We start from the raw sequence: 25792 nt of genomic DNA, 5'->3' as shown, positions 1-25792 counted from the left end.
GGGAAAGATTAAATCCATGTATATACGGATGTTCCGGGAGTGGTTTCAAATATGTTAAATACTGAACTTTTATATAAAGTTTTTTGAAAAAGAACTGTCATACTCTCATGTTTTCCATATAGGAATTGAATATCATGATACATAGCTATGATAGTTCTAATTACAACTATCATTTAACCATCATGAATATTCCGTTTAACTATCATTTTGTGTTGTTTCATCGAAAAAACAAGGTACCAGAAGTGTTAACACAGGACATTTTTGAGTAAGGCTTACTTCTTTTTAGTCAGATATGCCTTTGTCTTTAACATAAAGTCGTTATGTATTTTGTCGAAAATGCCCGTTTTAACACCATTTACATCCGCATCCGGAAGGTCTTGAGACCCGGGTCTTGGCTGTACTAAGACCCGAGTCTCAAAAAGCACGAGTGGTTACCAAATTGAAATTCAGCAACATAGAACATGAAAAAGGATAATAGCTTTTATGACAGTATGATAGTTGAAAATCCTGCCATCATGCCTGCTATCATTTGATATACGCATTGATATTCATGATATTCAAATGAACAAATGATAGTATGACAGTATAATTTGAAAATAAATATATTATTTTAGTATCCACGGACCTCGACAAACGCCAAGAAGTTTCGAATGTAAGAAAATGTGAACCATAAATGATGATTCAATCTTGCCAAATAATGAATTTATTTATCCCCAATGATTATCGGGTGAGCCGTAAATAGTGGCTGTTACGCTGCCGGAAATTGAGGGCGGTGGCGAAAAGGCGTTGCCGGGTATGATGGCGGACGGTGCGGCATGGGTGGTACGGCCATGCAAGCTGCTGGACGGCGAGAAGGTAAGGACGGTGTACGGAAGGGTGTAATTTATGTGACACTGTCTCATAAATAGGCATCACTGATGCCTATTTCCAAATATCCTCGTTTTCCCAACCAACGGGAAAGCCCATCGCACGGGTATCAATATTCGGATAGGCGGCTAACAGTGCCTTTAGCTTATCCTCGAATGTATTGCCGGGTGATACCGTAAAAAGGAAATAACGTATCATGCAAATGCGGTAGTACATCCTACGCTTGTCCGTCCGTGAAGAATTTATCCAGCCGAATTGTGTCCGGCGGGGTTCGGTCGTGATAACCGCCAGTTCCCTATTCCATGTACGACAATGGTGGCAACACATATTACGCAAACCAGCCAAAATCACGATCCATGAACTGAATACCGGAACTTGCAAACCGAAATGTTGCGCAATCCGTTTCTTGATCACATTGTCCTTCAAATTGGTATAGATGCGGCAAAGCATACCTAACGGCAATATCTCGGCAATCATCCATGCAGGCGGATAACTATCGGTATAGGCTGACTGGAAATGCAGGATGAAATCTTCTTTCGATTTTTTCAGTTCGGCATCTATCGTATCTTGTGTGTACTGGAAATTCTGCATATTGTAGAAATAGGCAGGGTTGGTAATCCAAAACAGGTCATTGAAATACTCGCTGGCGGCATTGGTCATGCAACTGCGGATAGCTATTTCTATTTTTTCGATTTCATTGAATAGAAGCAACCGCAATTTGCGGTCAAAACGGTACATATCCAATGCTTGGATAAAAGTCGCACCCGACTTGTATTGGTGTTGCTCTTTTGGCAACTTCAATAACGGGTAAAAATAAGCACTCAAACGGAAGTAGCCGATATTGTACAAATAATCTGCCGCTTTTCGCTCGTCCGTTATTACTAAACCTCTGCTCTTTAAAAGAGTAATATGTTGTTGGGAAGTATAGAAAACTTTGGTAAATGGCTGTTTCATAGGTATATATAAAAAACGACCTGCCTATTTGAGCATTGTTAAGAGGCTTGGCAGGTTCTATTGGTTGCAAATATAGAACTTTTCTCTTAAACCACAAAATATATTCCGGCATAATTTTGTAAAGTGTCCGGGTAATCCCCGAACACTTTACTATAATTACGGGTACAGAACATTGAAATCCCGTGAGCCGCCATCGTCTATCAATTCGTTGCGGTGCAGCCACCGGAGAATTTCAGTGCCGGACTGACTGCCGAAGTTGCGCACACAGTACAGTCGGGAAAGATTAAATCCGTGTATATACGGATGTTCCGGGAGTGGTTTCAAATATGTTAAAATATACAATATCCCCCTTCTCCGACCGTTTTTCTATTTCATTCGAAATCTTGATCGATTTCGGATTGACTCTTTTCATGGTTTTACCCATTCCGGCTGACATCGGACGGAATGAGCTGCCGAGGTCATCCTGAAAAGTGTGCAATTTGATTGGCAAAAACCAAAAACACCGACAAAGTGATAAACCTTAACTCCCGGAGAATCGAATATTTGAAAACAAAACGGACGGCGTTCCAAATATCCCAAGGAAATTCAGGTGCTTTTTTGCCATGAAAACGGTCCTCTTTTCAATTACGACCGTCATAATCTCCATTACGACCGTCATAATCTTCGCGAGGTGCCGAGTGCACTGCCTATTAGCACGGTCGTAATGGCAAAGAGGACGGTCATAATTACGGAAAACGCTCAAAAAAGAGGGAAAAGTCCCTTTTTGACGTCTGAAAAGCGGATTAACATTTGTTTTGTTTCGGAGCTTTTTTTAGCCTAAAAAATGCGTTTTATACAATAAGCCTCTTTTAAATCTATGGCATCTGCGCACCATAATAATTGATACAGCTTCACTATACTAAAAGGGTAGAACAAACTGAAGTATACAAAAGCCCGCCTGCAAGACAGCACAAAATCAGGAACCAGAGCTTCGCATCCACCGTAAAATCAAATCGAACGAAATCGTGCCTGCAATTCCTTGCAACGCCATTTTTACCTTCATTTTGTCGCCAAAATAAATTGTCGGTTTTAAGTTGATCCTGCGTTTTTCAACCCGGTTTACTTCTCTCTTTTCGCCGGTGAATGTAAGGCAAAGTAATGGCAGAAAACGCTCAAAAAAAAGCATCGAACAGAATCCGGATATTTATCCGTTTTCCATCCGATGCCTGTATTTATCTTAAGGAATAAGAATTCCTAAAATTTCAGAAATACTTATTCAGACTCTGCTATCGAGAACTGAGAGATATTAGAAACGCCCCAAGTCATGACTTTTGTGGAGTCTGAATTGAAGGACTTTGCATATTTAACTTGATAACTTGCAACTTTTTTACCAGCTGCACTTTCCCTACTCTTCAGAGTAGAATAAAACTGACCTGCATCAAAAATGGCCGCATCTTTAGCATTACTAAGAGTAGGCGCCTTTCCATCTGTCAGTTTCTGACAACGCAAATACAAAGTGTACACCCTTTCTGTACTATTCACTGTCGCTGGCTCCTGATCATAATCAAACATCAATCTATAATCATTTTTCTGATCTGTCAATATAGATTCAAAAATAGGCTCTGCAATAATTCTCTGATAATTAGCAGACATCATTAATACACTTTCAGCACCGGATAAAAGAACTTCACCTTCCAATGCTGTTGAATCTGATTCAGAGAAAGAGAAATTATATTTAGGTAGTGCGGAGGAAGCAGCACCCGACGCTACATAGAAACCATTCGTTGAAGCATTTGCATTATCCGGAGAGTCAAAATCCACCGTATAATTTGCAATCACACAATCGCCTGGATTATAGTTTACATCATTTGCAACAGCTGGTATATACAACGGATAATATCCCAAAGGATATATAAGCTTTCTCATCGTAGAGGAATAATCCACAATAGCATAGCTTTGTAATGTTTGTTTATTTCCTCCACTATCCAAACAAGAGGTTAACGTTACCATTCCCGCAGCGATTGCTGCCAATCCTAAAACTTTAAGTTTCTTCATTTTTTACTGTTCTTTTAATTTTATATTGTTTATTATTTATTTGTTTACTGTTCAAAAGCCCAAACGGAAACCCGCCTGCAGGTTGACATTAAACGGTTTCTCGGAGCGGATCGTTTCGATGTCGCTTCCATTGTCAAAATAATAGCCGGCGCCTGCTTCCGCATATACACTCAGGAAGCGAAGCAAGGGATAACTGGCTCCGACACGGCCGTTTACAGACCACATCCATTCTTTCATCCGGATATGTCTTTTCTCATGACGGATTTCATCATTCCCGACAAATATCTTGGAAGTCAGCTTACCGGCCACATTGATCTCCGTCATTCCGCCGGCGGCTGCATAAAACTGTATGCGTTTCCATTCCGCAATCTTATAGGACAAGGAAAGGGGTATTCCGATAAAATGCAACTTCTGCTTTGTCTCGCCATAATAAACGGCATTCGTTTCCCACTCGGAAGAAAGGAATGTATAGTTCAAACCGGATTGCAGGGAGAAACGGTCGTTCAGATAGTAACTGACGCCCATCCCGACTGTTACAGGTGTTTTATGATGAATGTTTATTTTTGGAGACTGCTCGTTGAAATAAGGTGAGTTCAGCTGGATCAGCTCTCTGTCGATCAGCGCCGTGTTCTTCAGCGCAAAGGTGTTCAGAGAATTGGATGTCCCGGCGGTCACGCTTCCTCCGCCCATTCCGAAGCCCCATCTTCTCACCGGAGCTTTACCGGCTTCCTTCACGGGTGTTGCGTCGGCAATCAGGGCACGCGTCTCAACCGGACGTATTTCAGATTCCTCCGGCACAGAGAGCTGTGTCAAAGGCACCTCGTTCCCGTGCTTGACGCGGGATCGCACTGGAACCGGCTCTATGAGCGGCTGATTGATAAGGTCTGTACCGATGCGGCCCCGCGTCAAGCGCGGGGACAAGGACGTTTGAGCAACAACAGGCTTATCCGTGCTATTTCGGGAAGGTTCGGCCACAGCAACTGGAGCGGCCGGCTGGGTTTGTTCCGCCAACTGCGTCTCCACTGCGTCTGTCTTTTCCCGGATTGTTTCGGCAACGGGCATCGGTTCTTTGTCGCGGTTCACGACATAAACGCCTCCGGTGACGACCAATAAGGAGATAACGGCAGCGGCAGCCCAATAGCGCAAAGTCCGCCGGAAAGGGACAGTCTTTGCGGCAGGCAGGCGGTCGGCAATGGCCTCCCAGTCACCCGGCAACGTGTCTGCTTCGAAGTCGTATAACTTCTCACGCAGCAAATCGTCAAATATGTCTCTTTCCTTATCTTTCATTTCCTTTTTTTCTCAATACAATTCGTTAATTCTGCGTTGTAACAGCTGCTTGGCACGCGTAAACTGCGAACGGGAAGTGCTCTCGGTGATGTTCATCATCTCGCTGATCTCCTTATGCGAATAGCCTTCTATCGCGAACAGGTTGAACACCGTACGAAAGCCGGCGGGCAGTTCATGCACCAGTTTCATCAGCTCGACCGCCGACATATCGGATATTGCGGAACTGTCCGGATGAACGAGTTCCGCCGTGTTATCCAAGTCGGTCGCCTCGCGCAAAACATCCGATTTACGCAAATACTCCAACGCACAATTGACAAAGATCTTTCGCATCCACCCTTCAAATGACCCGATCCCCGAATAGGAATCCATACTGGTGAAGACTTTTACGAAACCGTCCTGCAACAAATCACGGGCAGTCTCCCTGTCGCTTACGTAACGCAGACAAACGCCCATCATTTTGCGGGAATATGTTTCATACAGCTCCTTCTGAGCCAGCCTTTCCCCACTCTTACAACCCTCTATCAGTTGTTTCTCCGTCATTTAATGTGTGCCTTCACGCCCTTTTCAAGGCTGTACATTTAATATGATGTTAGAACCGTCCGAAACGCTGCATTCCGGAATAAATATTTTTCCATCAAAAACGTTCCAAAGATACAGTATTCTCGCGAATATTGAATAAGGAGAGACAAATCATCCTCTATTTCTTTTTCTTCGGATCAACCGGGCAACCGGCGCCGTTATCGACCGGAGTCGCCTCCATGCCAATCTTCTTAAAGGCTGAAGCCAACTTGGTCTTGGAGGTTTTATCTGCACGGTAGGTAACAACTGCCGTGCGGGTGTTCAGATCACATTTCAGATCGGTCACTCCTTTTTCAAAGGCGATATTCTTCTCGATCTTCTTAACGCAATTTGCACAATCCATGCCTTCTACAAAGAAAGTCACGGATTCCTTTTTCTTCTTTGCATCCTGTGCATAGGCCGTGGAAAAAGTAAATACGGCACAAATCAAAGCTACTACTAATTGTTTCATGATATAAATAATTTAATTGACACATTATCTGCTGATATTAAAACGCAGTCCGGCATAAATCTTCCGGCCGTGGACCGGTCCCCAGACCATCGATCCGTCGAAGTTATCTCCGCGCGGATTCCCGGCGTCGATGATGGGATGCGGCTGTTTATAGTCGAATAAGTTCTCGGCTCCGACATAGACAGACCAGCGGCGGAAATACTTCGTGATCTGGGCATTCACGACTGTATAGGCTTTAAAGTCCGGCTCCCACAACGGGTTTACGGCATCCGGAGCCGGCATCCGTCCGCCTCCGTTGAACTGTCCGGTCAGGTCGAACTGCCATTTCTTCAGGGGCGTCTGGTAAGAAGCGGTCAGCAGGCCTTTATAGTCGCTGACCAGGGGCTTTTTCAGACGCCGGGTTATGCCGTCCGCATTCCGGTAATCCGTTTTTGCATCGGTATAACGATAGGCGGCGGTCAGTGTAAAGCCGCGAAAGAACGGATAAGTGGCTTCGACCTGGAAGCTATTCGAATAGGAACGGCCGTCCAGGTTATAGAAACTCACGGCATGCGGGTCGCTGTCCATGTCCACAACGACTTGTTTCCGGAAATCCGTATAATACCATTCGCCATTCAACGTCAATTCCTTTCCGAAAAGCGGGATATAAAACGAAAGGTTCACACCTGTATTCCAAGCCTCTTCCTGGTCCAGATCCGGAGCGATATTCATTTTACGGCTACTGGACAGCAGGAAGTTATTTTCAGCCAGCACGTTTGCCGTCCGGAATCCTTTTCCTGCCGAGGCACGCACATGGAACCAGTCGAAGGGATTGTATTTGACATGCAGGCGGGGCGTGACAAAAAAGTCGTACAACGAACTATAGTCCGCACGCAGTCCTGCCAGCACGATGAGTTTGTCATTCAGGTTATATGTATATTGCGCATAGGCGCCGGGAACGATTTCCGTCCGGTCGAAAGGCGTCCGGATGCCGTCTTGCGTCAGGTTTTCATCAAAACCGTCGTAGTTCATGCTCAGACCTGTGCTCAGGCTATGCGCCGGCGAGAACTCTTTTTCGTAGAGCAGGCTGGCATAGACATTGTTTTGATACACATTATAGGGGATGCGGTCGTACATGGATTTCTGCTCATGATAGGAGCCGGAAAGGATCAGGGCTACGCTTTCCACCTTTTCCTTATCGATGATATAGGCCTGTTTCGTGAACAGTTCCGCCCGGTTCGTTTGCAGGCGGACCCGATAGGGATCGGCAAAATCATGATGCTTTGTCGCTTGACCGCCGGTACGGTTCTCATGCAGATAACGGACGCCGTACTGGGCCACATAATGGTCCAACTTGTGATACCAGCGGTTCATCAGGTTCACCTGTTCTTTCAGGGGCGTATCCAGGAAACCGTCGTCATTCCCGTCGTGCTGCATCTTGTCATTCGAATAGTGCACCAACAAGCCGGTCGAGACTTTATCGTTGATATGCCAGGAGGCATCCGCGTTTCCTTCATACCGGCCGGCGTCGCTGCCAAAGAGATTCACGGAGAAGATGTCGGCCGTCGGAGGCTTCTTAAACTCCACATTGATCTGGCCGGCCAGCGCCTCATAGCCATTCTTGACGGACGATGTCCCTTTCGATACCTGGATGCTTTCCATCCAGGCGCCGGGCACATAATCCAATCCGTATAAGGAGGCGGCACCCCGGAAGTTCGGATAATTTTCCGTCAGCATCTGCACATATGTTCCGGCAAGCCCCAACAGCTTGATCTGGCGGGCGCCCGTCGCCGCGTCCGCATAAGAGACATCGACAGACGGATTCGTCTCGAAGCTTTCGGCCAGGTTACAGCAGGCGGCACGGCAAATCTCGTCATAGGTGATCTTCTGCGTCTGCAACACGCTGGTACGGGAAGCGATCGTTCCCATCTTACGCTCGCTGATAACGACTTCCTGCAGGGCTACTTCACCGACAAGCACGACGCGCAAAGGTTTGCCATCGGAAGTCACCGGAACAACCGACGTCGTATAGCCGATATAACTGACAACCAGATTCTTCGAATCATCATTCTTCTCGAGCTCAAAATAGCCGTCCGCATCGGAAGTTGTTCCAAACTGGGTCCCTTCCCAATAGATATTAGCTCCGATCACAGGTTCATTCTGTTCATCGTAGACATGACCTTTCACCGGCTTTCCGGCAGAAGCCGAGACGGCAATAAAAAACAATAGTAATATAGTATAGAGTTGTTTAGACATAAATTCCTTATTTGTTATCCAAAATAAAACAGACGTTTGCGCCCATGGATTTTTCCATCAGCGGAGAATAACAAACAGTTGCCTAAACTAAAAGGACAGTCAATAAAGAAAGATATATATCAGGAGTAATTCCGGGAGGAGCATCTCGTACCACATCAACAGCCTTATCCATGATAAGAGCGGGAACAAGCGAAATATTTGAGGCCGTCAACGAAACCAGGTCGATTGCGACAGGCTGCAAATTAAGCAACGCACCTTGGAAAACAGTCCAGTCAAAGCTGATATGCTCCACATCGCAGCAATTGTCTTCTCCGTCCGCGTGACAACAGGATGAAACATGTTTTGCCATTTCCGTACAATGCTCGTGCTCATGTATGGCTGTCCGGCAATCCTCGCAACAGTAGGTAATCAGGTTTACGCCGGCGCCACCATAAAACACAAGTGCAGCCAGAAAAACGATAAACAGATATGTCACAGTCTTTTTCATCCTGCGCAAAGATAAAGCATTCCGGGAGTTTCTTCCAAACGGTTAATATTATTTAGGAAATTTGGAAAGGTAATAGTAAGTTTCCCTGGAGAGCTTGCTTTCGATGTGGTAGCGGGAAGAGGCGGAGACGGAAAAAGTATATCCGCGCTCCGATGTCGTGTCGACAGGCAGGTAAAGGAAAGTATCCCGGATGCCGGTCAGCAGTATGTTTTTTGCCGACGCCGGATCGATCGAGTCGGTCAACGAATAATAGACGGTATAGGTCAGGACATCTTTCACCGAATCGGGCTTCTGCCAGGAAAGTTTCAGTTCGTCGCCCTCACGCTCTGCCAGAATCTCTTCCGGGGCGGGCGGGATCTCGTCGTTCAGCCATGCGAGGGGAGGAAGTTGCGCCGGGTATTTATAGTAATTGTCTTTCAGCTCGTCGTACAGGCCTTTAGTGTTATCCAGGACATTCGCACAGCGGAAGAATGTGCAACCGGCACCGCCGTAATAGCGGCTGTAATCGATCTGGTCCGTTACGTCGTTGACTGTCCAGTCCGCCTCCGCCTTGAGCATCCGGTAAGCGCCCAGACCGGGCACAACCAGGCGGCCGTTGCAATTGTCCACCCAATTGTCTACAAAGGGGAAAAAGTTATCGTGCAGGTAATACATCATCGGGACAATCATGTCCTGTTTTCCTTGCTGCATCCACATCTTCGGGTCTTGGAACACGCTTTCGTAGGCTGTCCAGCCGGCATTCGGGACACGCTCGATACGGTTATATTTGCCAAGCGGGGAACTGCTCACCTGCACCCAGGGTTTAACAGATTTCACATAGTCGTAAATGCGGAAGACCATCTTATTGATATTCTCCCGCCGCCATTCCGCCAATGGCCTTTTCTTGCCGTATTTGTTGTACAAGGCTTTATCGGGGAAAGATTTAGCCTGCTCGGGATAGCGGATATAATCGAAATGGATGCCGTCGATATCGTAGCCGTTCACCAACTCCTTGACTAAAGAGAGGATATAGTCGGAAGTTCCGGGCACGCCGGGGTCCAGATACCATTCGCCATTATGCCGTTTACAAAGATTCGGATGCCGTTTGACAACAGAGAGTTTGCCTTGTTCTTTCACGCTTTTATCCGTTCCTAAGGGGAAAGTGACGAACCAGGCGTGGCATTCCATTCCCCGTTTATGGCATTCGTCGATCACAAAAGCCAAAGGATCGTAGCCCGGCATCACGCCGTATTTTCCGGAGAAAGTCTTGCTGGCCGGCTCTATCTGCGAACGCCAGATGACATCGCCGCGCAAACGGGCCTGCAGGAAAACGGTATTGAAGTTCGCATCCTGCAAACGGTCCAGGATGTCGCACACTTCACGTTGCTGCGCTTTACGCCCGGCTTCCGTCGTAGCGGGTTTCTGCGGCCAGTCCAAGCCATAGACGGTTGTCAACCAAACGCCCCTGATCTCCCGCTTGGGAGGATCGACGGCATAAACGGCTTGTAGGAGCAACAAAAGGAATAACGGCAGGCAATACTTTCTCATTTCACATATTTATTCAGCGGTACAAAAGTACGGCTTTTTGCGCTTCTTCGGGATAGTCTGTTGTCAGAAAGTCCGCGCCGCTCTCGATCATTTCCTTCATCACCTCCGGATCGTCGACAGTCCAAACATTGATTTTCAATTTCAGGTCTTTCGCTTCCTTAAACCATTCGGGATGTTTTTGCATCACCTTATAGTTATAATCCAGGCCGGCAAATCCGAGTTCTTTCAATTGCTTCGGAGACAAGTCGCCGTTCAGATAATAGACAGGGGTTTTAGGAGACAAGCGGTGTAACTCTTTAGCTGCTTCAAGACTAAAAGCGATATATTCGGTACGCTTTCCCAACTTCTTGCTGTTCACCATGTCGACGGCTATCTTTGCAGCTTCGCGATCGCGTTCGGGAGTCGCATGGGATTTCAGTTCAAAAATCAGTTTAGCCTTTTTCAGCTTCTTCGCTCTGTTCAGATACTGTTCCAATGTGGGAAGCGTTTCACCGTTCGGGAGCTTCAGGTCTTTTAGTTCCGCATAGGGAGTCGTCTGGATATGTTTACCCTGAATCTTGCTATCATGGAAAACAACCGGGACATTGTCCGCTGTCAGATGCACATCGAACTCGGACCCATATACTTTTATTTCATTCGCCCGTTCCAGAGAACGAATCGAGTTTTGAGCAGACCCTTCCGTCTTCCAATAGCCACGATGAGCAATCACTTTCGTTTTGCCTTTAGCGGCTGCCGGCACTGTAATCAGTACACAGAAAAGAAAAAGGAGAGAGAATCTTAATTGTTTCATAACATGGTATTTTTAGTTAGTTTGCAAATTCGGTAAATGCTGATTTAACGGTGCGTTGCGGAGGCCTCGTAGGGGCGGTTCGCGAACCGCCCAAAGCCCTGTAAGGGCGACAGATCATAGCCCAAGGCTCACGCCTTGGGTTTAAAGAGGACCACCTTCTGTCTTCGAGCCCTGTAAGGGCGATACATTGTGACACTGGATGTTACCGGTGCCGCCCTTACAGGGCTAAGAGGAGAAGGGAGACGTTTTCCTTAACCCAAGGCTCACGCCTTGGGCTGAGATCTGCCGGGCTTACAGCCCTAAGACAACGTCGCTATTTGGGCGGTTCGCGAACCGCCCCTACGAGGCCGTTATATTTGCATCGCTAAATCATCATTTATTTCCCGTGCTCCGACAAATAGCGTTCCGCTTCGATTGCAGCGGCGCAACCACTGCCGGCAGCCGTAATGGCCTGGCGGTAATGCGGGTCGGCGACGTCACCGGCGGCGAATACGCCCGGGACTTTTGTTTTCGGCGTACCCGGAATTGTCTTGATATAGCCCACTTCGTCCGTTTCGATCCAGGGCTTGAAGATCTCAGCATTCGGCTTATGTCCGATAGCTAAGAAGAAACCGTCGATGGCGATGTCTACCTTTTCTTCATCCGGTTCGCCCATGCGTTTCACCAGGTGTGCACCCTCAACGCCATCCTCACCAAACAGGCCGACGGTGTTATGTTCGAATAAGACCGTAATGTTCGGAGCGTTCAATACGCGTTCCTGCATCACTTTCGAAGCACGCAAATACGGCTTGCGGACAATCAGATAAACCTGCTTTGCCAGGCTGGCCAGATAAAGAGCTTCTTCGCAGGCCGTATCTCCGCCTCCCACGACAGCCACCACTTTCTTGCGGTAGAAGAAACCGTCACAAGTAGCACAGGCAGACACGCCCATGCCTGCATATTTCTGTTCATCCGGCAATCCTAAATATTTGGCGGTCGCTCCGGTAGCAATAATCAATGTTTCCGTCTCGATCACTTTCTCACCGTCGATCGTCACTTTATAAGGTGCGGCCGACAGATCGGTTTCCGTTGCAATACCGATACGGATATCCGCACCAAAGCGGGCAGCCTGTTGTTTCAGGTCTTCCATCAGTTCCGTACCGGTCACACCTTCCGGATAACCGGGGAAATTCTCGACTTCGGTTGTAGTGGTAAGCTGTCCGCCCGGCTGGATGCCTTCGTAAAGGACAGGAGACAGATTAGCACGTGAAGCATATATAGCCGCCGTATAGCCGGCAGGGCCGGAACCGATAATCAGGCAGCGAACCTTTTCATTCTGATTTGTATTCATCTCGTATTTTTTAATTTTTAATTCTTAACTCTTAATTTACCGAAGGTCTACGATCTCTGCATCAGGATAGTCTTTTTCGTTAAAAACAAAAAAAGAATCCGGTTGGTTTACTCCCGTTTCCATTTTGCCGATTCGGATCGTATTGCTGAGTCCGTTCTTGGCGAATACGGCGATCGAAGCGGGCAGGCCGGAAAACTTCTCGATCTGGAGTTCTACTCTTATGATATCGCTTTTCTTTTTAGGCGTCAATTCGATGTCATAGGCTGCCTTACCGTTGGGAGCGGTACTTTCTCCTTTTAGCGTCGCTGAGAAGCCTTTCTTATAGGAACGGAGCAGCAACGCAGGATTTGTCGCCTGCAACTCCTCTCCCGTCGGTGTCGACACATTCACTTCTTCATTGCGCTCGACATACGACCATTGTGTCGTCCCGTCGAACCAGGTAATCATATCCGGGGTTTTCAACACGAATTTATCGCCTTTAATATCGATTGTCCCGTCAAAGCTCTCCGATACTTTTTGCACATCCGAACGCGTCTGCATCGTAAAATAGGCTTTCAAACCATTCGAATTCTCGTAAGCGGAAGCCGCTTTATCCAAGATAGACGTGGCGTTCTGCGCCCCGCCCTCCAAGTTGAATCCGAGCAAAAGACACAACAGCAGAACGGATAGTCGAGTTATTTTCAATTTATAATTCATTTATCTTTTTCACTTTAACGAATTCAACAACTGTTCCAGGCTGTATTCATCCGGAATCAATACCTGGCGTGCCTTGCTTCCTTCAAAGGGACCGACAATGCCGGCTGCTTCCAGCTGGTCCATCAGACGGCCGGCACGGTTGTAGCCGATTGCAAACTTACGCTGGATAAGCGAAGTCGAACCTTGTTGCTGGATCACGATCAGGCGGGCCGCCTCGTCAAAGAGCGGATCGCGGTCAGACAAATCCACCGTTCCGGCAATCGAAGAATCGCCTCCTTCTCCAACATATTCCGGCAACAGGTAAGCAGTCGGATAAGCCACCTGCTCTCCGATATGTTCCACGATATCTTCCACCTCCGGCGTATCGACAAATGCACACTGCACACGCGTCGGCTCACTGCTTCCGGTAATCAGGATCAACATATCGCCTTTACCGATCAGGCGGTTTGCACCTTGTGCATCCAAAATCGTACGGGAGTCGACCTGCGACATCACCTTAAAGGCGATACGACTCGGGAAGTTACTCTTGATCGTACCGGTGATCACCTTCGTATCCGGACGTTGCGTTGCTAAGATCATGTGGATACCGACGGCACGGGCTTTAGCCGCAATACGGGAAATAGGCATTTCGATTTCGCGACCGGAAGTAGCGATCAGGTCGGCAAACTCGTCGACTATCGCCACGATATACGGAAGGAAACGATGTCCCTTTTCCGGATTCAGGCGGCGGGAAATAAACTTCTCATTATATTCCTTGATGTTACGTGCCGAAGCGCTCACCAGCAACTCATAGCGGTTCTCCATCTCGATCACCAACGAGTTCAAGGTTGCCACCGCATCTTCCGGCTCCGTCACAATCGGTTTGTCGGCATTCGGCAACTTGGCTAAGTAATGCCGTTCGATCTTCGAATAGATACTGAATTCCACCCGTTTCGGGTCGATCATCACGAACTTCAGTTCGGCCGGATGCTTCCTATATAATAAAGAAGTGATGATTGCATTCAGACCGACAGATTTACCCTGTCCGGTCGCACCTGCCACCAACAAGTGGGGCGTTTTGCAAAGGTCGAACATAAAGACCTCATTGATAATCGTCCTTCCGATCGCCACAGGCAGGTCGTATGTGCACTCCTGGAATTTGCGGGAAGCGACAACAGACTGCATCGAGACGGTCTGCGGCTTGTTGTTCGGCACTTCAATACCGATCGTTCCTTTACCCGGCATCGGAGCGATTATACGAATCTGCAAGGCGGAAAGGCTCAGCGCGATATCGTCTTCGAGGTTTTTGATCTTGGAAATACGCACGCCGGCTTCCGGCACGATCTCGTAGAGCGTCACTGTCGGTCCGACCGTGGCCTTGATAGAAGCGATACGGATGCCGAAATCTTCCAACGTCTGCTTAATCATCTGCTGGTTGGCGTCGAGTTCCTCACGGTTGACTTCCACATTGCCGGAGTCGTAGAATTTCAGCAAATCGAGCGGAGGAAACACATAACGAGACAAATCCAAGCGCGGATCATATTTGCCTAACTCCGCCTGGTCGCACATTTCTTCTTCGCCGTCGGGTATCTCCACTTCAAAGTCGACATTCTTCTCACCTTCTGCGGTTTTCGGAGCGTCCTCTTCCTCTTTTGCTATTGTATATTCAAATTCGTTTTCTTCTTCCGCTTCATGCTTCTCTTCTGCCGCTTTCCTGATTTCAGCTTCCGTATCGAAGACGTATTCATCCGGCTCAACAGTCGTTTCATTCACCGGTCTGCGAGGCGTGATTACCGGTTCTCTCACCGGCTGTTCTTCCGGCAACGTTTCGTTTTCAGGTTCGTCTTCCGTTTCCGGTGTTTCTTTCTTCTTCCGTTTCAAGCTGTTCTTTAGCCATCCAAAAGAAAAGACATTTTGCAGGAACGGAATCGTACGCTTACTGGTGAAGATCGCAATGATCAGGAATATGCCGACAAGCAACAGGATCGTACCCGGTATGCCGATATTATTCATCATCATCTCCGACAAGTAATAGCCGTGCTGGCCTCCTAAATAGATGAAAGTGTCTTCGTATCCACTGATAAAGACAAAAGCAAAGAACACCGATCCCCAGATCAGCATCGCGGCACTGAACAAGAAACGTTTCAGCAAGGATACTTTATTCAGGTTCATCAACTTTGCCCCTACCGATCCCAAGAAAAACAAGATCAGAAACGAAGAGATTCCAAACCACCGGTTCATCAGCAAGTCCGCCAGGAAAGCCCCGCGCACGCCCGTCCAGTTATCCACCGATCCCCGGTTTGTGACCAGGTCTGCCAACGGCACGTTCTCTATCTTGCTCTGATCCGCCCCTCCGGTAAAAAAGAATGAGATCAATGCCAGACCGACATATATTGTAATAATAGAAATAACCAATCCGGTTATGAAACGGGTGCGTTCATTGGTAAAAAAGTTTTTAACCCTTTTGAATTTACTCTCGCCGTTATTCGTATTTTGTTTTGCAGTTGTCTTCTTTGCCATTACGTATAATTTTACAACGTGCAAATGTACACAGAAAATTTAAAGTTCCCTACGACATTTGTATTTTCCAATCCGCAATATTGCGTTCCTCCTTACTGAAAGAAGCTCCGACCTTCACCAACTGCCTTCCTTCAGATTGATAGGGTATCAGATAGCCTTTTTCATCAATTTGCCGGAGAGCTTCTTCTACAGTTCCATCCAGCTTAAACTCAAACACATAAATATAATCAGCCGTCTTCACAACAGCATCAGCACGTCCTTTTGCGCTTCTCACTTCCACATCGCAGAACTGCCCCATCAGCTTGAATACTATATAAAAAACAACCTGATAATGACGTTCGGTCTTCGCATTCAACTCGTAAGGAAAATCAGCAAAGAAGGCTTGCAGACGGTTCATGAAAGCATCGACATTACAAGTTTCCAATTCCTGAACAAACTTCCCCACGTAAAAACCTTTTTCATCATCCGTAACAGCTGTATAAAAAGGAGCAATAAAACTCAGAAAACCATATTTCACTTCTTCATTGGGAAAGCCCAAACGATACAACCGGAACCGATCATCAAACTCCTTAAGCGTCAAGTAACCACTCTGGTAAAGCAACGGAACCGGGTTCATTACCTCAACCCTGTATTCAGTAAAAACTGATGACGGCGCTTCCACTCCGTCAATCAATGTTCGCAGGTCATACTCGCTCTTTTTCAATACATCAACAAGAAAAGTCGGTGTCCCCGTCTGAAACCAATAACTGTCGAATCGGCTATATTGCAAGGCATTTAAAACGCTGAAAGGATTAAATATACCTACCGTATTCTCGCTGAAATGATAGCCGTCATACATACGCTCCAATCTGTCCAGCGCCCCTTCATACGACAAGCTGTTCGTTTCGGCTAAAGCCTTTATTTCGGGTTCGAAATTATTTTTCAATTCTTCAAACGTGATGCCGCAAATCTGTGAAAACCGTGGCACCATGCTGATATCCGACAACTGGTTCAGATCGCTGAAGACGCTGACGTGCGCAAACTTTGTCACTCCCGTCAGGAAAACAAAACGCAAATACCGGTCTGCACTTTTCAAAACTCCGTAGAAACTTTTCAGCGTATCCCTGTACGCGCCCAAAAGTTCTTCATTGTTCAACGCCTGCAACAAGGGTTTATCATATTCGTCCACCAACACGACGACTTGCATCCCCGTCTTCTCGTTAGCCCGGCGGATCACCCCCATAAAACGAGCCGGAAGCGTCTTTTCATCCTCCCCTTTCCCATATAGTTCTTCCCATTGCGTCAGGTTGTTGCTCAGGATATATTCCAGTCGTTCCGGACTTGTATATTTTTCAGCATTCAAATCCAGGTGCAAAACCGGATATTGCAACCATTCCGATTCCAGCCGCTCGATAGCCAATCCCTTGAACAGCTCTTTCTTCCCTTCAAAATAGGCTTCAAAGGTAGACAGCAACAGACTTTTCCCGAAACGACGCGGACGGCTCAGGAAATAAGGGATCCCCATCGTTGCCATTTCATAGACAAAGGCAGTCTTGTCGACATAGACGAAATCACGCCTGCGAATATTCTCAAAACTTTGTATGCCTATCGGCAGCTTTCTGACTCCAGTTTCCATAAATCGAACGTTTTTGCAAATATACAATTAATCTCTCAGTTTACCGGCCAACAGGCCTTAAAGTATTTACTCCGGCTTAGCAGACAAAAGAGATTTGTATTTTCTATAACCTTAAGGAAATAACTCCCATAATTCCGATTATCGAAATATATTTGTTACTTTTGCAGGTTATAAACGCAAAGGTATCGATTAAGATAATCAGCATGGAAAAAGAAAACAACCCGATATACGAACGCAACACACTGGAATTTGTAACAGTTGCACTGGAATTCTGCACATTCGTCGAGAATGCCGGCGGAAGCGGTCTTTTTGACTTTTTGGACAAAGCGGTCAAGCTATTGCCGCTACTCTATCTGAAAGCCACGCTCCTGCCCGAGGCGGAAGAGGACGAAGATGCAGACCCGGAACTGACTGTTACGGAAGACATGTATGAATCTGTCCGCAACCGGATTGCAGGATTATTGGGAGAAAAGGATTCTTATCTGGAAACTTTCCATCCGGATATGCAATACAGCGATACACCGATAGCCGCCTTTATCTCGGAAAACCTGGCGGATGTTTACCAAGACACGGGCAACTTCATCTCCCTGTTCCGCCAGGGAAACGAAGCGGTGATGCTCGAAGCAATTTCCCTGTGCCGTAACAACTTCCGCGAATTCTGGGGACAACAATTATTAAATGCATTAAAAGCCCTTCATGCCGTGCGATACAGCGAGGAAGAGCCTTTAGAAACCAACGAAGAAGAAGAATGACACAACAATATACACATTCAATAACGAAAGAAGCAATATCCCAGCTTCCCTTAGAGGAGTTTACCGGACGAATCATCGTTATCGACACATTGAGAGATACGGAAAAGGCGGTCAGCTACCTGTCTGAGTTTCCGGCAGTCGGATTCGATACCGAAACCCGTCCCAGCTTTAAGAAAGGACAACGCTACAAAATATCGCTCATGCAGATATCGACGGACGAAGCCTGTTTCCTGTTCCGCCTGAACCGGATCGATATACCGGAAGCGTTAGAAAAATTCCTGGCGAACGAGAGAGTCTTGAAAATCGGACTTTCCCTGCGTGACGACTTCGGAGCGATGCGGAGACGCACAGACATAGAGCCGGCCAATTTCCTGGATTTGCAGAACTATGTAGGCCAGTTCGGCATTGAAGACGCCAGCCTGCAAAAGATATACGCCATCCTGTTCAATAAAAAAATATCAAAAGGACAGCGCTTGAGCAACTGGGAAGCCGATGTGCTGACCGAACCGCAACAAAAATATGCAGCCCTCGACGCATGGGCCTGCCTGAAAATATACAACCAATTGAAACAGATATAAATGAAGGAGTGCAAAGTATTTCTCAAACCGAAGAAAGAAGAATCGTTGTTACGTTTCCATCCCTGGGTATTCTCCGGAGCCATCCAGACAATCGAAGGCGAGCCGGAAGAAGGTGACTTGGTAGAAGTATATGGGACAAACGGACGTTTCTTAGGTATCGGACATTATCAGATAGGCAGTATCGCCGTGCGTATTTTATCATTCAAACAGGTTGCGATCGACGCTGCTTTCTGGGAAGAACGCATCCGCATTGCATACACCCTGCGCCAAACGCTGGGGCTTGCCGGAGTGGAGAACAACAATACGTTCCGTCTGATACACGGCGAGGGAGACAACCTGCCGGGACTGGTCGTCGACATGTATGCCCATACAGCCGTCATGCAGGCACACTCTGTCGGCATGCACTACGCACGTCACCAGATTGCCGAAGCGCTGAAAACCGTCCTGGGAGATTCTTTACAGAATATATATTACAAATCGGAAGCCACACTGCCCTACAAAGCGAACTTAGGTAGTGAAGACGGCTACTTGTACGGAGGCGAAGTGGAGGACATCGCTCTGGAAAACGGACTGAAATTCTGTGTCGACTGGCAGAAAGGCCAGAAAACCGGATTCTTCGTCGATCAGCGCGAAAACCGTTCGTTGCTGGGACATTACTCAAAAGGCCGTTCCGTCTTGAATATGTTCTGCTATACCGGCGGCTTCTCGTTCTATGCCATGCGTGGCGGTGCGAAAGTGGTACATTCGGTCGACAGCTCTGCCAAAGCCATCTCACTGACGAAGAAGAATGTGGAACTGAACTTTCCCGGTGATCCGCGCCATGAAGCCTATGCGGAAGACGCGTTCAAATATCTGGAAAAGATGGGAAGCAACTACGATTTGATTATCCTCGACCCGCCGGCCTTTGCCAAACATAAAAACGTATTGCGCAACGCCCTGCAAGGCTATCGCAAGCTGAACGCCATCGCTTTCGAAAAGATCAAGCCGGGAGGCATCCTGTTCACTTTCTCCTGCTCGCAGGTCGTAAGTAAGGAAAACTTCCGTCTGGCCGTGTTCAGCGCAGCCGCCCAATCCGGCCGCAGCGTCCGTATTCTGCACCAACTGACACAGCCCGCCGATCATCCCGTCAACATTTACCACCCGGAAGGTGAATATCTGAAAGGGCTGGTATTATATGTAGAATAAGGGCGGCAGAGCTTTAGTTATATTTAATAAAGGAAGGCACAAAATATATACGGAAATATTTCTTTATTCCGCAATACGTTGTAACTTTGCTCACGCTAAAAAAGATAGAAGTATCATTATAAGTAAAACATATAAAACTTATTATTATGTCTAAAGTAACAGTTGTTGGCGCCGGTAATGTAGGTGCTACTTGCGCAAATGTTCTTGCCTTCAATGAAGTGGCAGACGAAGTTGTAATGCTTGACGTTAAGGAAGGTGTTTCCGAAGGTAAAGCAATGGATATGATGCAGACTGCACAGCTGCTTGGTTTCGATACCACAGTTACAGGTTGCACAAACGACTACGAAAAAACAGCTAACTCTGACGTTGTTGTCATCACTTCAGGTATTCCCCGTAAACCGGGTATGACTCGCGAAGAACTGATCGGCGTTAACGCTGGTATCGTTAAGAGCGTAGCGCAGAACATCCTGAAATATTCTCCGAACGCAATCTTGGTAGTAATCTCCAACCCGATGGATACAATGACTTACCTGTCATTGAAATCTTTAGGTCTGCCGAAAAACCGTATCATCGGTATGGGCGGTGCATTGGATAGCTCCCGTTTCAAATATTTCCTGTCTCAGGCTTTAGGTTGCAATGCTAACGAAGTTGAAGGCATGGTAATCGGTGGCCACGGTGACACGACTATGATTCCGTTGGCTCGTCTGGCTACTTACAAAGGTATTCCTGTAAGCAAACTGTTGAGCGCTGAAAAACTGCAGGAAGTGGTTGCTTCTACTATGGTTGGCGGTGCTACACTGACAAAACTGTTAGGTACTTCCGCATGGTATGCACCGGGCGCAGCAGGAGCATTCGTTGTTGAGTCTATCATCCACAACCAGAAGAAGATGGTTCCTTGCTCTGTTTATCTGGAAGGCGAATACGGAGAATCTGATCTTTGCATCGGCGTTCCTGTTATCCTGGGTAAGAACGGTATCGAAAAGATCGTTGAACTGGAACTGACAGCAGAAGAAAAAGAACTCTTCGCAAAGAGCGCAGCAGCTGTTCACAAAACAAACGAAGCTTTGAAAGAAGTGGGTGCTCTATAAATCAGATTATAGATTTAATTCTTTATAAAAAAGAGGATAACCCGGTGACGGATTATCCTCTTTTTATTTCATGCCCATGCAATTCAATTTTCATGGGCATGCGATCCAAATTCCATGGGCATGGGATTTATTTCAATTCGCGAATCTTGATGTTACGGAACCAGATAGGATAGCCATGATCCTGCAGACCGATATAGCCTTCATGAGCGATACCTTCCTGGAAGCCTTTGAAATCTTTGAATTTACTATTGGCAACCATATCGTCCCATTCTTTTGTCCACAAAGTGTACTCTACGACTTTCTTCCCGTTTTGAGTATGAGTGACTTTTCCGTCTTTCACACGGATCACGATCGTATTCCATTCGCCGGTCGGTTTTACAGTCTTAGGATCAGCTGGCAAAATATCATACAGAGAGCCAGCCAAATGGTTCGCTAACTTGTTATCGTCTGCATCCACATTATCCAACACCTGCACTTCGGGAGCGGCGTAATAGATCGGCTGTCCCGGAACTTCGCGTACATAATAGAAGATACCGGAATTACCCTTCGGGCTTGTCTTCCAGTCTACAGAAAGTTCGAAATTCTTATACTTCTTCTCTTTATACAAGATATCGCCATTGTTGCCATGTCCCGGTTTCTTTCCCGGAGCGGTAAAGACTTTCATTGCCTCATCTTCGATCACCCAATTGGAAGGCATTCCGGTGTTGTTGCATTGTCTCCAACCCGTAAAATCCTTCCCGTTAAACAACAAGGTCCAGCCCTGTTTCTTTTCTTTTTCCGTCAACGTATTATTTGCTTTCTGGGCAAAACAGGGAACTGCGGTCGCAATGGCCAAAAGAACTAAAAATGATTTCAACAAATTTTTCATGATACATTCTATTTGATTAGACTTTGAGAATATTAAAACTACACAAAGATATAAATTATTTCAGATATTTTCCTGCCGGAACCGGAACAATTCCTCTCGGATGTGTCGCCCTTTCATAATTTCGGGACTTGGCCGGATCACCACCCTTGTATCGAGGAAAATCAGGATATGGATACACAGGCCGCTGCATCTCGACCGTACCGTCTTTATACCGCGTGGCGATCATTCGTTCGGGAGCTTCATTCCTTTCAACCCAATCCATGAGTAAAGTCAGGACATCTTGTTCACGGTCAAGATTAGGTGGCGTCGGGAACGATTGTCCGAAATCGTTTACTCCGGGGCCTCCGCCGCAGTGGTTCATGCCGGGAATAATAAAGTAACGGAAGAAATCTTGCGTCTCTTCCAAACTGCCGACCTTTTCGGCCACCCGTTCATAGTAATTGACGGCATCCTGGAAAGGGACGATCGGATCACATGTACCGGTGTACATAATGATTTTGCCGTTCCTCTTTTTCAGCGGCAGCAGATCAGGGTTATTGGCATTCAATATCGGAGCCAGCATGGAATCGACTTTCGCCATGTCGCGGTCAAAATCGAATTTACGGTAATCGAACTCCTTCCCGAAAGCCCAGATAAAAGGATAAAGCAATCCCTCCACGGCTGATTTTCCCTGAAAATATTCCAGCCCGGAAGGTTTGTCTTCGCTACCCGGAGGAAAAGGGCAATAGATTCTCTCACCGGTAACCGGGTTTACAGGGCCATTGAGTATCTTTCCCACTATCTCTACCTGCTTTGCGGATAAGAAAGAGCTGAACTCGTTGACATCCGCAACGGCCATTCTCGGGTCGGTCAGAAAGTTATCAGTCGACGCGCCGCCGTCCTTGCCTGCATTCCTGCGTATAACGGTTTCCGTTATTTTTTGTAGCTGCTCCTTGGTGAACATAAGCGACGGATCTTCGTTACACAAAGCATGGCACCACAAAAACATCGCATGGAGGTGCGTCCGGTTGTTGGCAGGCGCTCCGGCCAGTATTCCGTCATAGTCCTCCGGATAACGCTGCGCCTCGGACAACGCCTGTTGCCCTCCGGTAGAACATCCCTGAAAATAAGAATAGAGAGGTTCCTTTCCATAATATTCCCGGATGAATTTCTTTGCGACCACCGTCATCTCGTGTGTTGCCCGATATCCGAAGTCCTTCCATTTTTCAGGAGAGTCGTAAAGCAGATGTGCGCCCGGCGAAGTTCCCATATCGGTATTGGCGACGGCAAACCCTCTCCTTAAACCGCTTACCAGGGCGCCATAACTGATGCTGCCCGCTCCCCCACCGTTTCCGGTTCCCAAGAAGCGTCCGTTCCAATTCTTGGCAGGCAGCCAGACTTCTATCCGGATATTGGATTCGGGCACAGGATGCGAAACGACAGCAATGCGGCGGAACGCTGGGAGTCCGGTTATCTCTTTTTGGGAATGGGGTTCCTTAAATGTACCGCCGGTAATATCTTCCATAGAAGTAATGACTTGCGCCGAACCGGGGACGATACACAGGACAACAAGAATGAGCACTAAAAACAATCGGTCTGAATAAGTATTTCTCAACATAATACGTAGTTTTTCCTTTTCACACAAAGATAAAGAAAAAAACCTTATATTTGTACATAATAAATTGATATGAAAGAAATTATAATTACGTGTTGTCTCGCTCTGACCTCTTTGTGCTGTTACTCACAAACACAAACAGGCGGGATACGTCCCGGTGAAATATGGCCGGACGACAAGGGCATCCATGTGAATGCCCACGGTGGAGGCATGCTTTATGCCGACGGTACTTATTATTGGTTCGGCGAGTTTAAGAGTGATACGACCAGTGTTGCCCTCGATGGCGTGACCTGCTATTCTTCCCGCGACCTGGTTCACTGGAAGAACGAAGGTATTGCAATGCCGGTCATGCCGGTCGGTTCTTACAGCGACATCGAAAGTGGCTGCATCCTGGAACGGCCGAAAGTAGTTTACAATAAAAAGACAAATAAATATGTCATGTGGTTCCATCTGGAACTGAAAGGGAAAGGATATGCTGCCGCCCGTGTCGGTGTCGCCGTAAGCGATAAGGTGACAGGTCCTTACCGTTTCGTCCATTCCTATCGTCCTTGTGCCGGATTCTGGCCGGAGAATATGCCGGAAGAATATCGTTCCCTGCAAGTAAAGGCTGATGATTTTAAGGAATGGTGGACGCCCGAATGGCGTAAAGCCGTGGAAGAAGGCCTGTTCGTCCGCCGGGATATGGAAGGCGGCCAGATGTCGCGCGACATGACCATTTATGTCGATGACGACGGGAAAGCCTACCATATCTATTCGTCGGAAGAAAACCTGACGCTGCAGATCGCCGAGCTGACCGACGATTACCAGAGCCATACCGGACGATACATCCGCATTTTTCCGGGCGGGCATAACGAGGCTCCTGCCATCTTCAAGAAAGACGGAACTTATTTCATGATCACCTCCGGTTGTACGGGTTGGGCTCCGAATGAAGCCCGCATGTTCTCCGCCCCTTCCATCTGGGGACCATGGAAACAGCATCCGAACCCATGCCAGGGAGAAGATGCCGAGCTGACCTTCCATTCGCAAAGCACGTTTATCTTCCCGATAGCCGGTAAAAAAGACGCCTTTGTCTTTATGGCCGATCGCTGGACACCGAAGCATCCCTCCGATGCCCGTTATATCTGGCTTCCGATCCTGTTCGAGAACGGATTGCCTGTATTGAGGTGGATGGACACATGGACACCGGAATAAACCTGTTCCCAGGTTTATTCGTTTTTGTCAAGTTTTGAACCTCCTGCAAATCTGATGAATATTACAATAACCCCCTTTTTTGCCGTTTTTCTATTTCGTCTGAAATCTTGATCGATTTTGGATTGACTTTTTTTGCGGTTTAAGCTTCCCTTTCTGACAATAAGAAGAGCGAGGTGCGCAGTCCGTTTCGAAAAGCGTGCAATTTGATTGCCGAAAACTAGAAACGCCGGCAAAGTGATAAAGCTTAACTCCCGGAGAATCGAATATTTGAAAACAAAACGGACGGCGTCCCAAATATCCCAAGGAAATTTAGGTGCTTTTTTGCCATGAAAACGGTCCTCTTTCCAATTACGACCGTCCAAATCTCCATTACGACCGTCCCAATCTTCGCGAGGTGCCGAGTGCACTACACATTAGCACGGTCGTGGTGGCAAAGAGGACGGTGGTAATGGCGGAAAACACTCAAAAAAGGCGAAAAAGTCCCTTTTTGAGGTCAAAAAAGCAGATTAACATTTGTTTTGTTTCGGATGTCTTTTGAAGCTGAAAAATCCGTTTTATACAATAAGCCCCCCTGCCGCAGGCTCTCTTTTGCCGTTGATTTCAATCAACGGATTGATAAGCACCCGGCTTTGCCGGATTCCTCTGTGGGTTTGACCCCCCTTTCAAATATCTACAAGTAATCCTATTAAAGGGACTCAAGCCCACAGAGGAAGAGGCTTTGCCCCCTAAGCTCTAAAAACGTTCGTTGAAACGAAACGGCAAAAGAGAGCCTACGGCAGAGGGCTTATTGTATAAAACGTGTTTTTTAGTCTCAAAAGACACCCCGAATAAAATAAATGTCAATCCACTTTTCAGCCGTCAAAAAGGGGCTTTTTCCTATGATCAGGCTCCTTATCGCCATGAAGAGGGACTTTATCGCTCTGACCCGGAACATTGTTGCTCTGAAGTCGGACTTCATATAGCACGAAGTCAACCTTCAGAGCGATGAAGCGTTACTTCAAGACTATTTTCTGCGCACCTCATGGCAACAAGCCCCTAAAATTTCCTTGGGATATTTGGAACGCAGTCCGCCTTTGTCTGCAAATATTCGATTCTCCGGGAGTTAAGTTTTATCACTTTGCTGTTGTTTCCGGTTTTCAGCAATCAAATTGTATGCTTTTCGATATGGGCTCGGCACCTCATTTT

At 47.0% G+C, this 25792-nt stretch carries 22 protein-coding genes; 6 read left to right on the top strand and 16 right to left on the bottom strand.

All coding sequences use genetic code 11. The features are described from left to right. Positions 1–707: 707 nt before the first annotated feature. The 14 genes from DWU89_RS20625 to DWU89_RS10070 all read right to left on the bottom strand — a co-directional run bounded on the left by DWU89_RS20625 (position 708) and on the right by DWU89_RS10070 (position 17351). The gene (locus DWU89_RS20625) at positions 708–902 is read right to left on the bottom strand and encodes a hypothetical protein (protein WP_158543363.1); all 195 of its coding nucleotides are present in this window, start codon (positions 900–902) and stop codon (positions 708–710) included. Positions 903–921: 19 nt separating this feature from the next. After that, the gene (locus tag DWU89_RS10140; RefSeq protein WP_115499535.1) at positions 922–1821 is read right to left on the bottom strand and encodes an Abi family protein; all 900 of its coding nucleotides are present in this window, start codon (positions 1819–1821) and stop codon (positions 922–924) included. 1251 nt (positions 1822–3072) lie between these two features. Continuing rightward, the gene (locus DWU89_RS10125; RefSeq protein WP_115499533.1) at positions 3073–3855 is read right to left on the bottom strand and encodes a BFO_2992 family lipoprotein; all 783 of its coding nucleotides are present in this window, start codon (positions 3853–3855) and stop codon (positions 3073–3075) included. A 51-nt stretch (positions 3856–3906) separates the two neighbouring features. Further along, entirely contained in the window at positions 3907–5142 is a 1236-nt protein-coding gene (locus DWU89_RS10120) for a porin family protein (RefSeq protein WP_115499532.1), read from the bottom strand. A 12-nt stretch (positions 5143–5154) separates the two neighbouring features. After that, positions 5155–5682, bottom strand: coding sequence for an RNA polymerase sigma factor (locus DWU89_RS10115; protein ID WP_115499531.1), 528 nt, complete (start codon positions 5680–5682; stop codon positions 5155–5157). 157 nt (positions 5683–5839) lie between these two features. Next, entirely contained in the window at positions 5840–6172 is a 333-nt protein-coding gene (locus DWU89_RS10110; RefSeq protein ID WP_115499530.1) for a cation transporter, read from the bottom strand. 24 nt (positions 6173–6196) lie between these two features. Next, the gene (locus tag DWU89_RS10105) at positions 6197–8407 is read right to left on the bottom strand and encodes a TonB-dependent receptor (protein ID WP_115499529.1); all 2211 of its coding nucleotides are present in this window, start codon (positions 8405–8407) and stop codon (positions 6197–6199) included. An 82-nt stretch (positions 8408–8489) separates the two neighbouring features. Next, positions 8490–8894: a hypothetical protein gene (locus DWU89_RS10100; RefSeq protein WP_115499528.1), complete on the bottom strand. Its 405-nt coding sequence runs from the start codon at positions 8892–8894 to the stop codon at positions 8490–8492. 48 nt (positions 8895–8942) lie between these two features. Beyond that, the gene (locus tag DWU89_RS10095) at positions 8943–10421 is read right to left on the bottom strand and encodes a glycoside hydrolase family 10 protein (protein WP_115499527.1); all 1479 of its coding nucleotides are present in this window, start codon (positions 10419–10421) and stop codon (positions 8943–8945) included. Positions 10422–10434: 13 nt separating this feature from the next. Beyond that, positions 10435–11211: a glycerophosphodiester phosphodiesterase family protein gene (locus tag DWU89_RS10090; protein ID WP_115499526.1), complete on the bottom strand. Its 777-nt coding sequence runs from the start codon at positions 11209–11211 to the stop codon at positions 10435–10437. A gap of 376 nt (positions 11212–11587) precedes the next feature. Continuing rightward, the gene (trxB, locus tag DWU89_RS10085; protein WP_115499525.1) at positions 11588–12541 is read right to left on the bottom strand and encodes a thioredoxin-disulfide reductase; all 954 of its coding nucleotides are present in this window, start codon (positions 12539–12541) and stop codon (positions 11588–11590) included. 36 nt (positions 12542–12577) lie between these two features. Next, a complete protein-coding gene (locus tag DWU89_RS10080; protein ID WP_115499524.1) occupies positions 12578–13237 on the bottom strand; it encodes a LolA family protein in 660 nt (219 codons plus the stop codon). 9 nt (positions 13238–13246) lie between these two features. After that, on the bottom strand, positions 13247–15736 hold the full coding sequence (locus DWU89_RS10075) for an FtsK/SpoIIIE family DNA translocase (protein ID WP_115499523.1): 2490 nt from the start codon (positions 15734–15736) through the stop codon (positions 13247–13249). Positions 15737–15785: 49 nt separating this feature from the next. Beyond that, a complete protein-coding gene (locus tag DWU89_RS10070) occupies positions 15786–17351 on the bottom strand; it encodes an ATP-binding protein (RefSeq protein ID WP_115499522.1) in 1566 nt (521 codons plus the stop codon). A 203-nt stretch (positions 17352–17554) separates the two neighbouring features. Here DWU89_RS10070 and DWU89_RS10065 point away from each other — a divergent pair, with 203 nt between their 5' ends. The 4 genes from DWU89_RS10065 (at position 17555) to mdh (ending at position 20954) form a co-directional block, all read left to right on the top strand. Continuing rightward, complete coding sequence (locus DWU89_RS10065) at positions 17555–18103, top strand: DUF5063 domain-containing protein (protein WP_115499521.1); 549 nt, start codon at positions 17555–17557, stop codon at positions 18101–18103. Then, the gene (locus DWU89_RS10060; RefSeq protein WP_115499520.1) at positions 18100–18681 is read left to right on the top strand and encodes a 3'-5' exonuclease; all 582 of its coding nucleotides are present in this window, start codon (positions 18100–18102) and stop codon (positions 18679–18681) included. Before DWU89_RS10065 ends, DWU89_RS10060 begins: the two co-directional genes overlap by 4 nt. Further along, positions 18682–19866: a class I SAM-dependent rRNA methyltransferase gene (locus DWU89_RS10055; protein ID WP_115499519.1), complete on the top strand. Its 1185-nt coding sequence runs from the start codon at positions 18682–18684 to the stop codon at positions 19864–19866. Positions 19867–20012: 146 nt separating this feature from the next. Further along, complete coding sequence (gene mdh, locus DWU89_RS10050; protein WP_115499518.1) at positions 20013–20954, top strand: malate dehydrogenase; 942 nt, start codon at positions 20013–20015, stop codon at positions 20952–20954. A 127-nt stretch (positions 20955–21081) separates the two neighbouring features. On the opposite strand, the gene DWU89_RS10045 is transcribed toward mdh, so the two are convergent. Further along, positions 21082–21822, bottom strand: a complete 741-nt coding sequence (locus DWU89_RS10045; RefSeq protein ID WP_115499517.1) for a 3-keto-disaccharide hydrolase — start codon at positions 21820–21822, stop codon at positions 21082–21084. 55 nt (positions 21823–21877) lie between these two features. Next, the gene (locus tag DWU89_RS10040; protein ID WP_115499516.1) at positions 21878–23419 is read right to left on the bottom strand and encodes a tannase/feruloyl esterase family alpha/beta hydrolase; all 1542 of its coding nucleotides are present in this window, start codon (positions 23417–23419) and stop codon (positions 21878–21880) included. 69 nt (positions 23420–23488) lie between these two features. Here DWU89_RS10040 and DWU89_RS10035 point away from each other — a divergent pair, with 69 nt between their 5' ends. Both DWU89_RS10035 and DWU89_RS20875 read left to right on the top strand, forming a co-directional pair. Further along, complete coding sequence (locus DWU89_RS10035) at positions 23489–24607, top strand: glycoside hydrolase family 43 protein (protein ID WP_115499515.1); 1119 nt, start codon at positions 23489–23491, stop codon at positions 24605–24607. Between the two features lie 984 nt (positions 24608–25591). Further along, positions 25592–25792, top strand: a 201-nt coding sequence (locus DWU89_RS20875) for a hypothetical protein (RefSeq protein ID WP_208642465.1), incomplete at its 3' end; no start/stop codon positions are given.

The organism is Parabacteroides acidifaciens, from assembly GCF_003363715.1.
Lineage (GTDB): Bacteria > Bacteroidota > Bacteroidia > Bacteroidales > Tannerellaceae > Parabacteroides > Parabacteroides acidifaciens.
The sequence above is the reverse complement of the archived record's forward strand: the minus strand, read 5'-3'. Positions and strand labels throughout refer to the sequence as shown.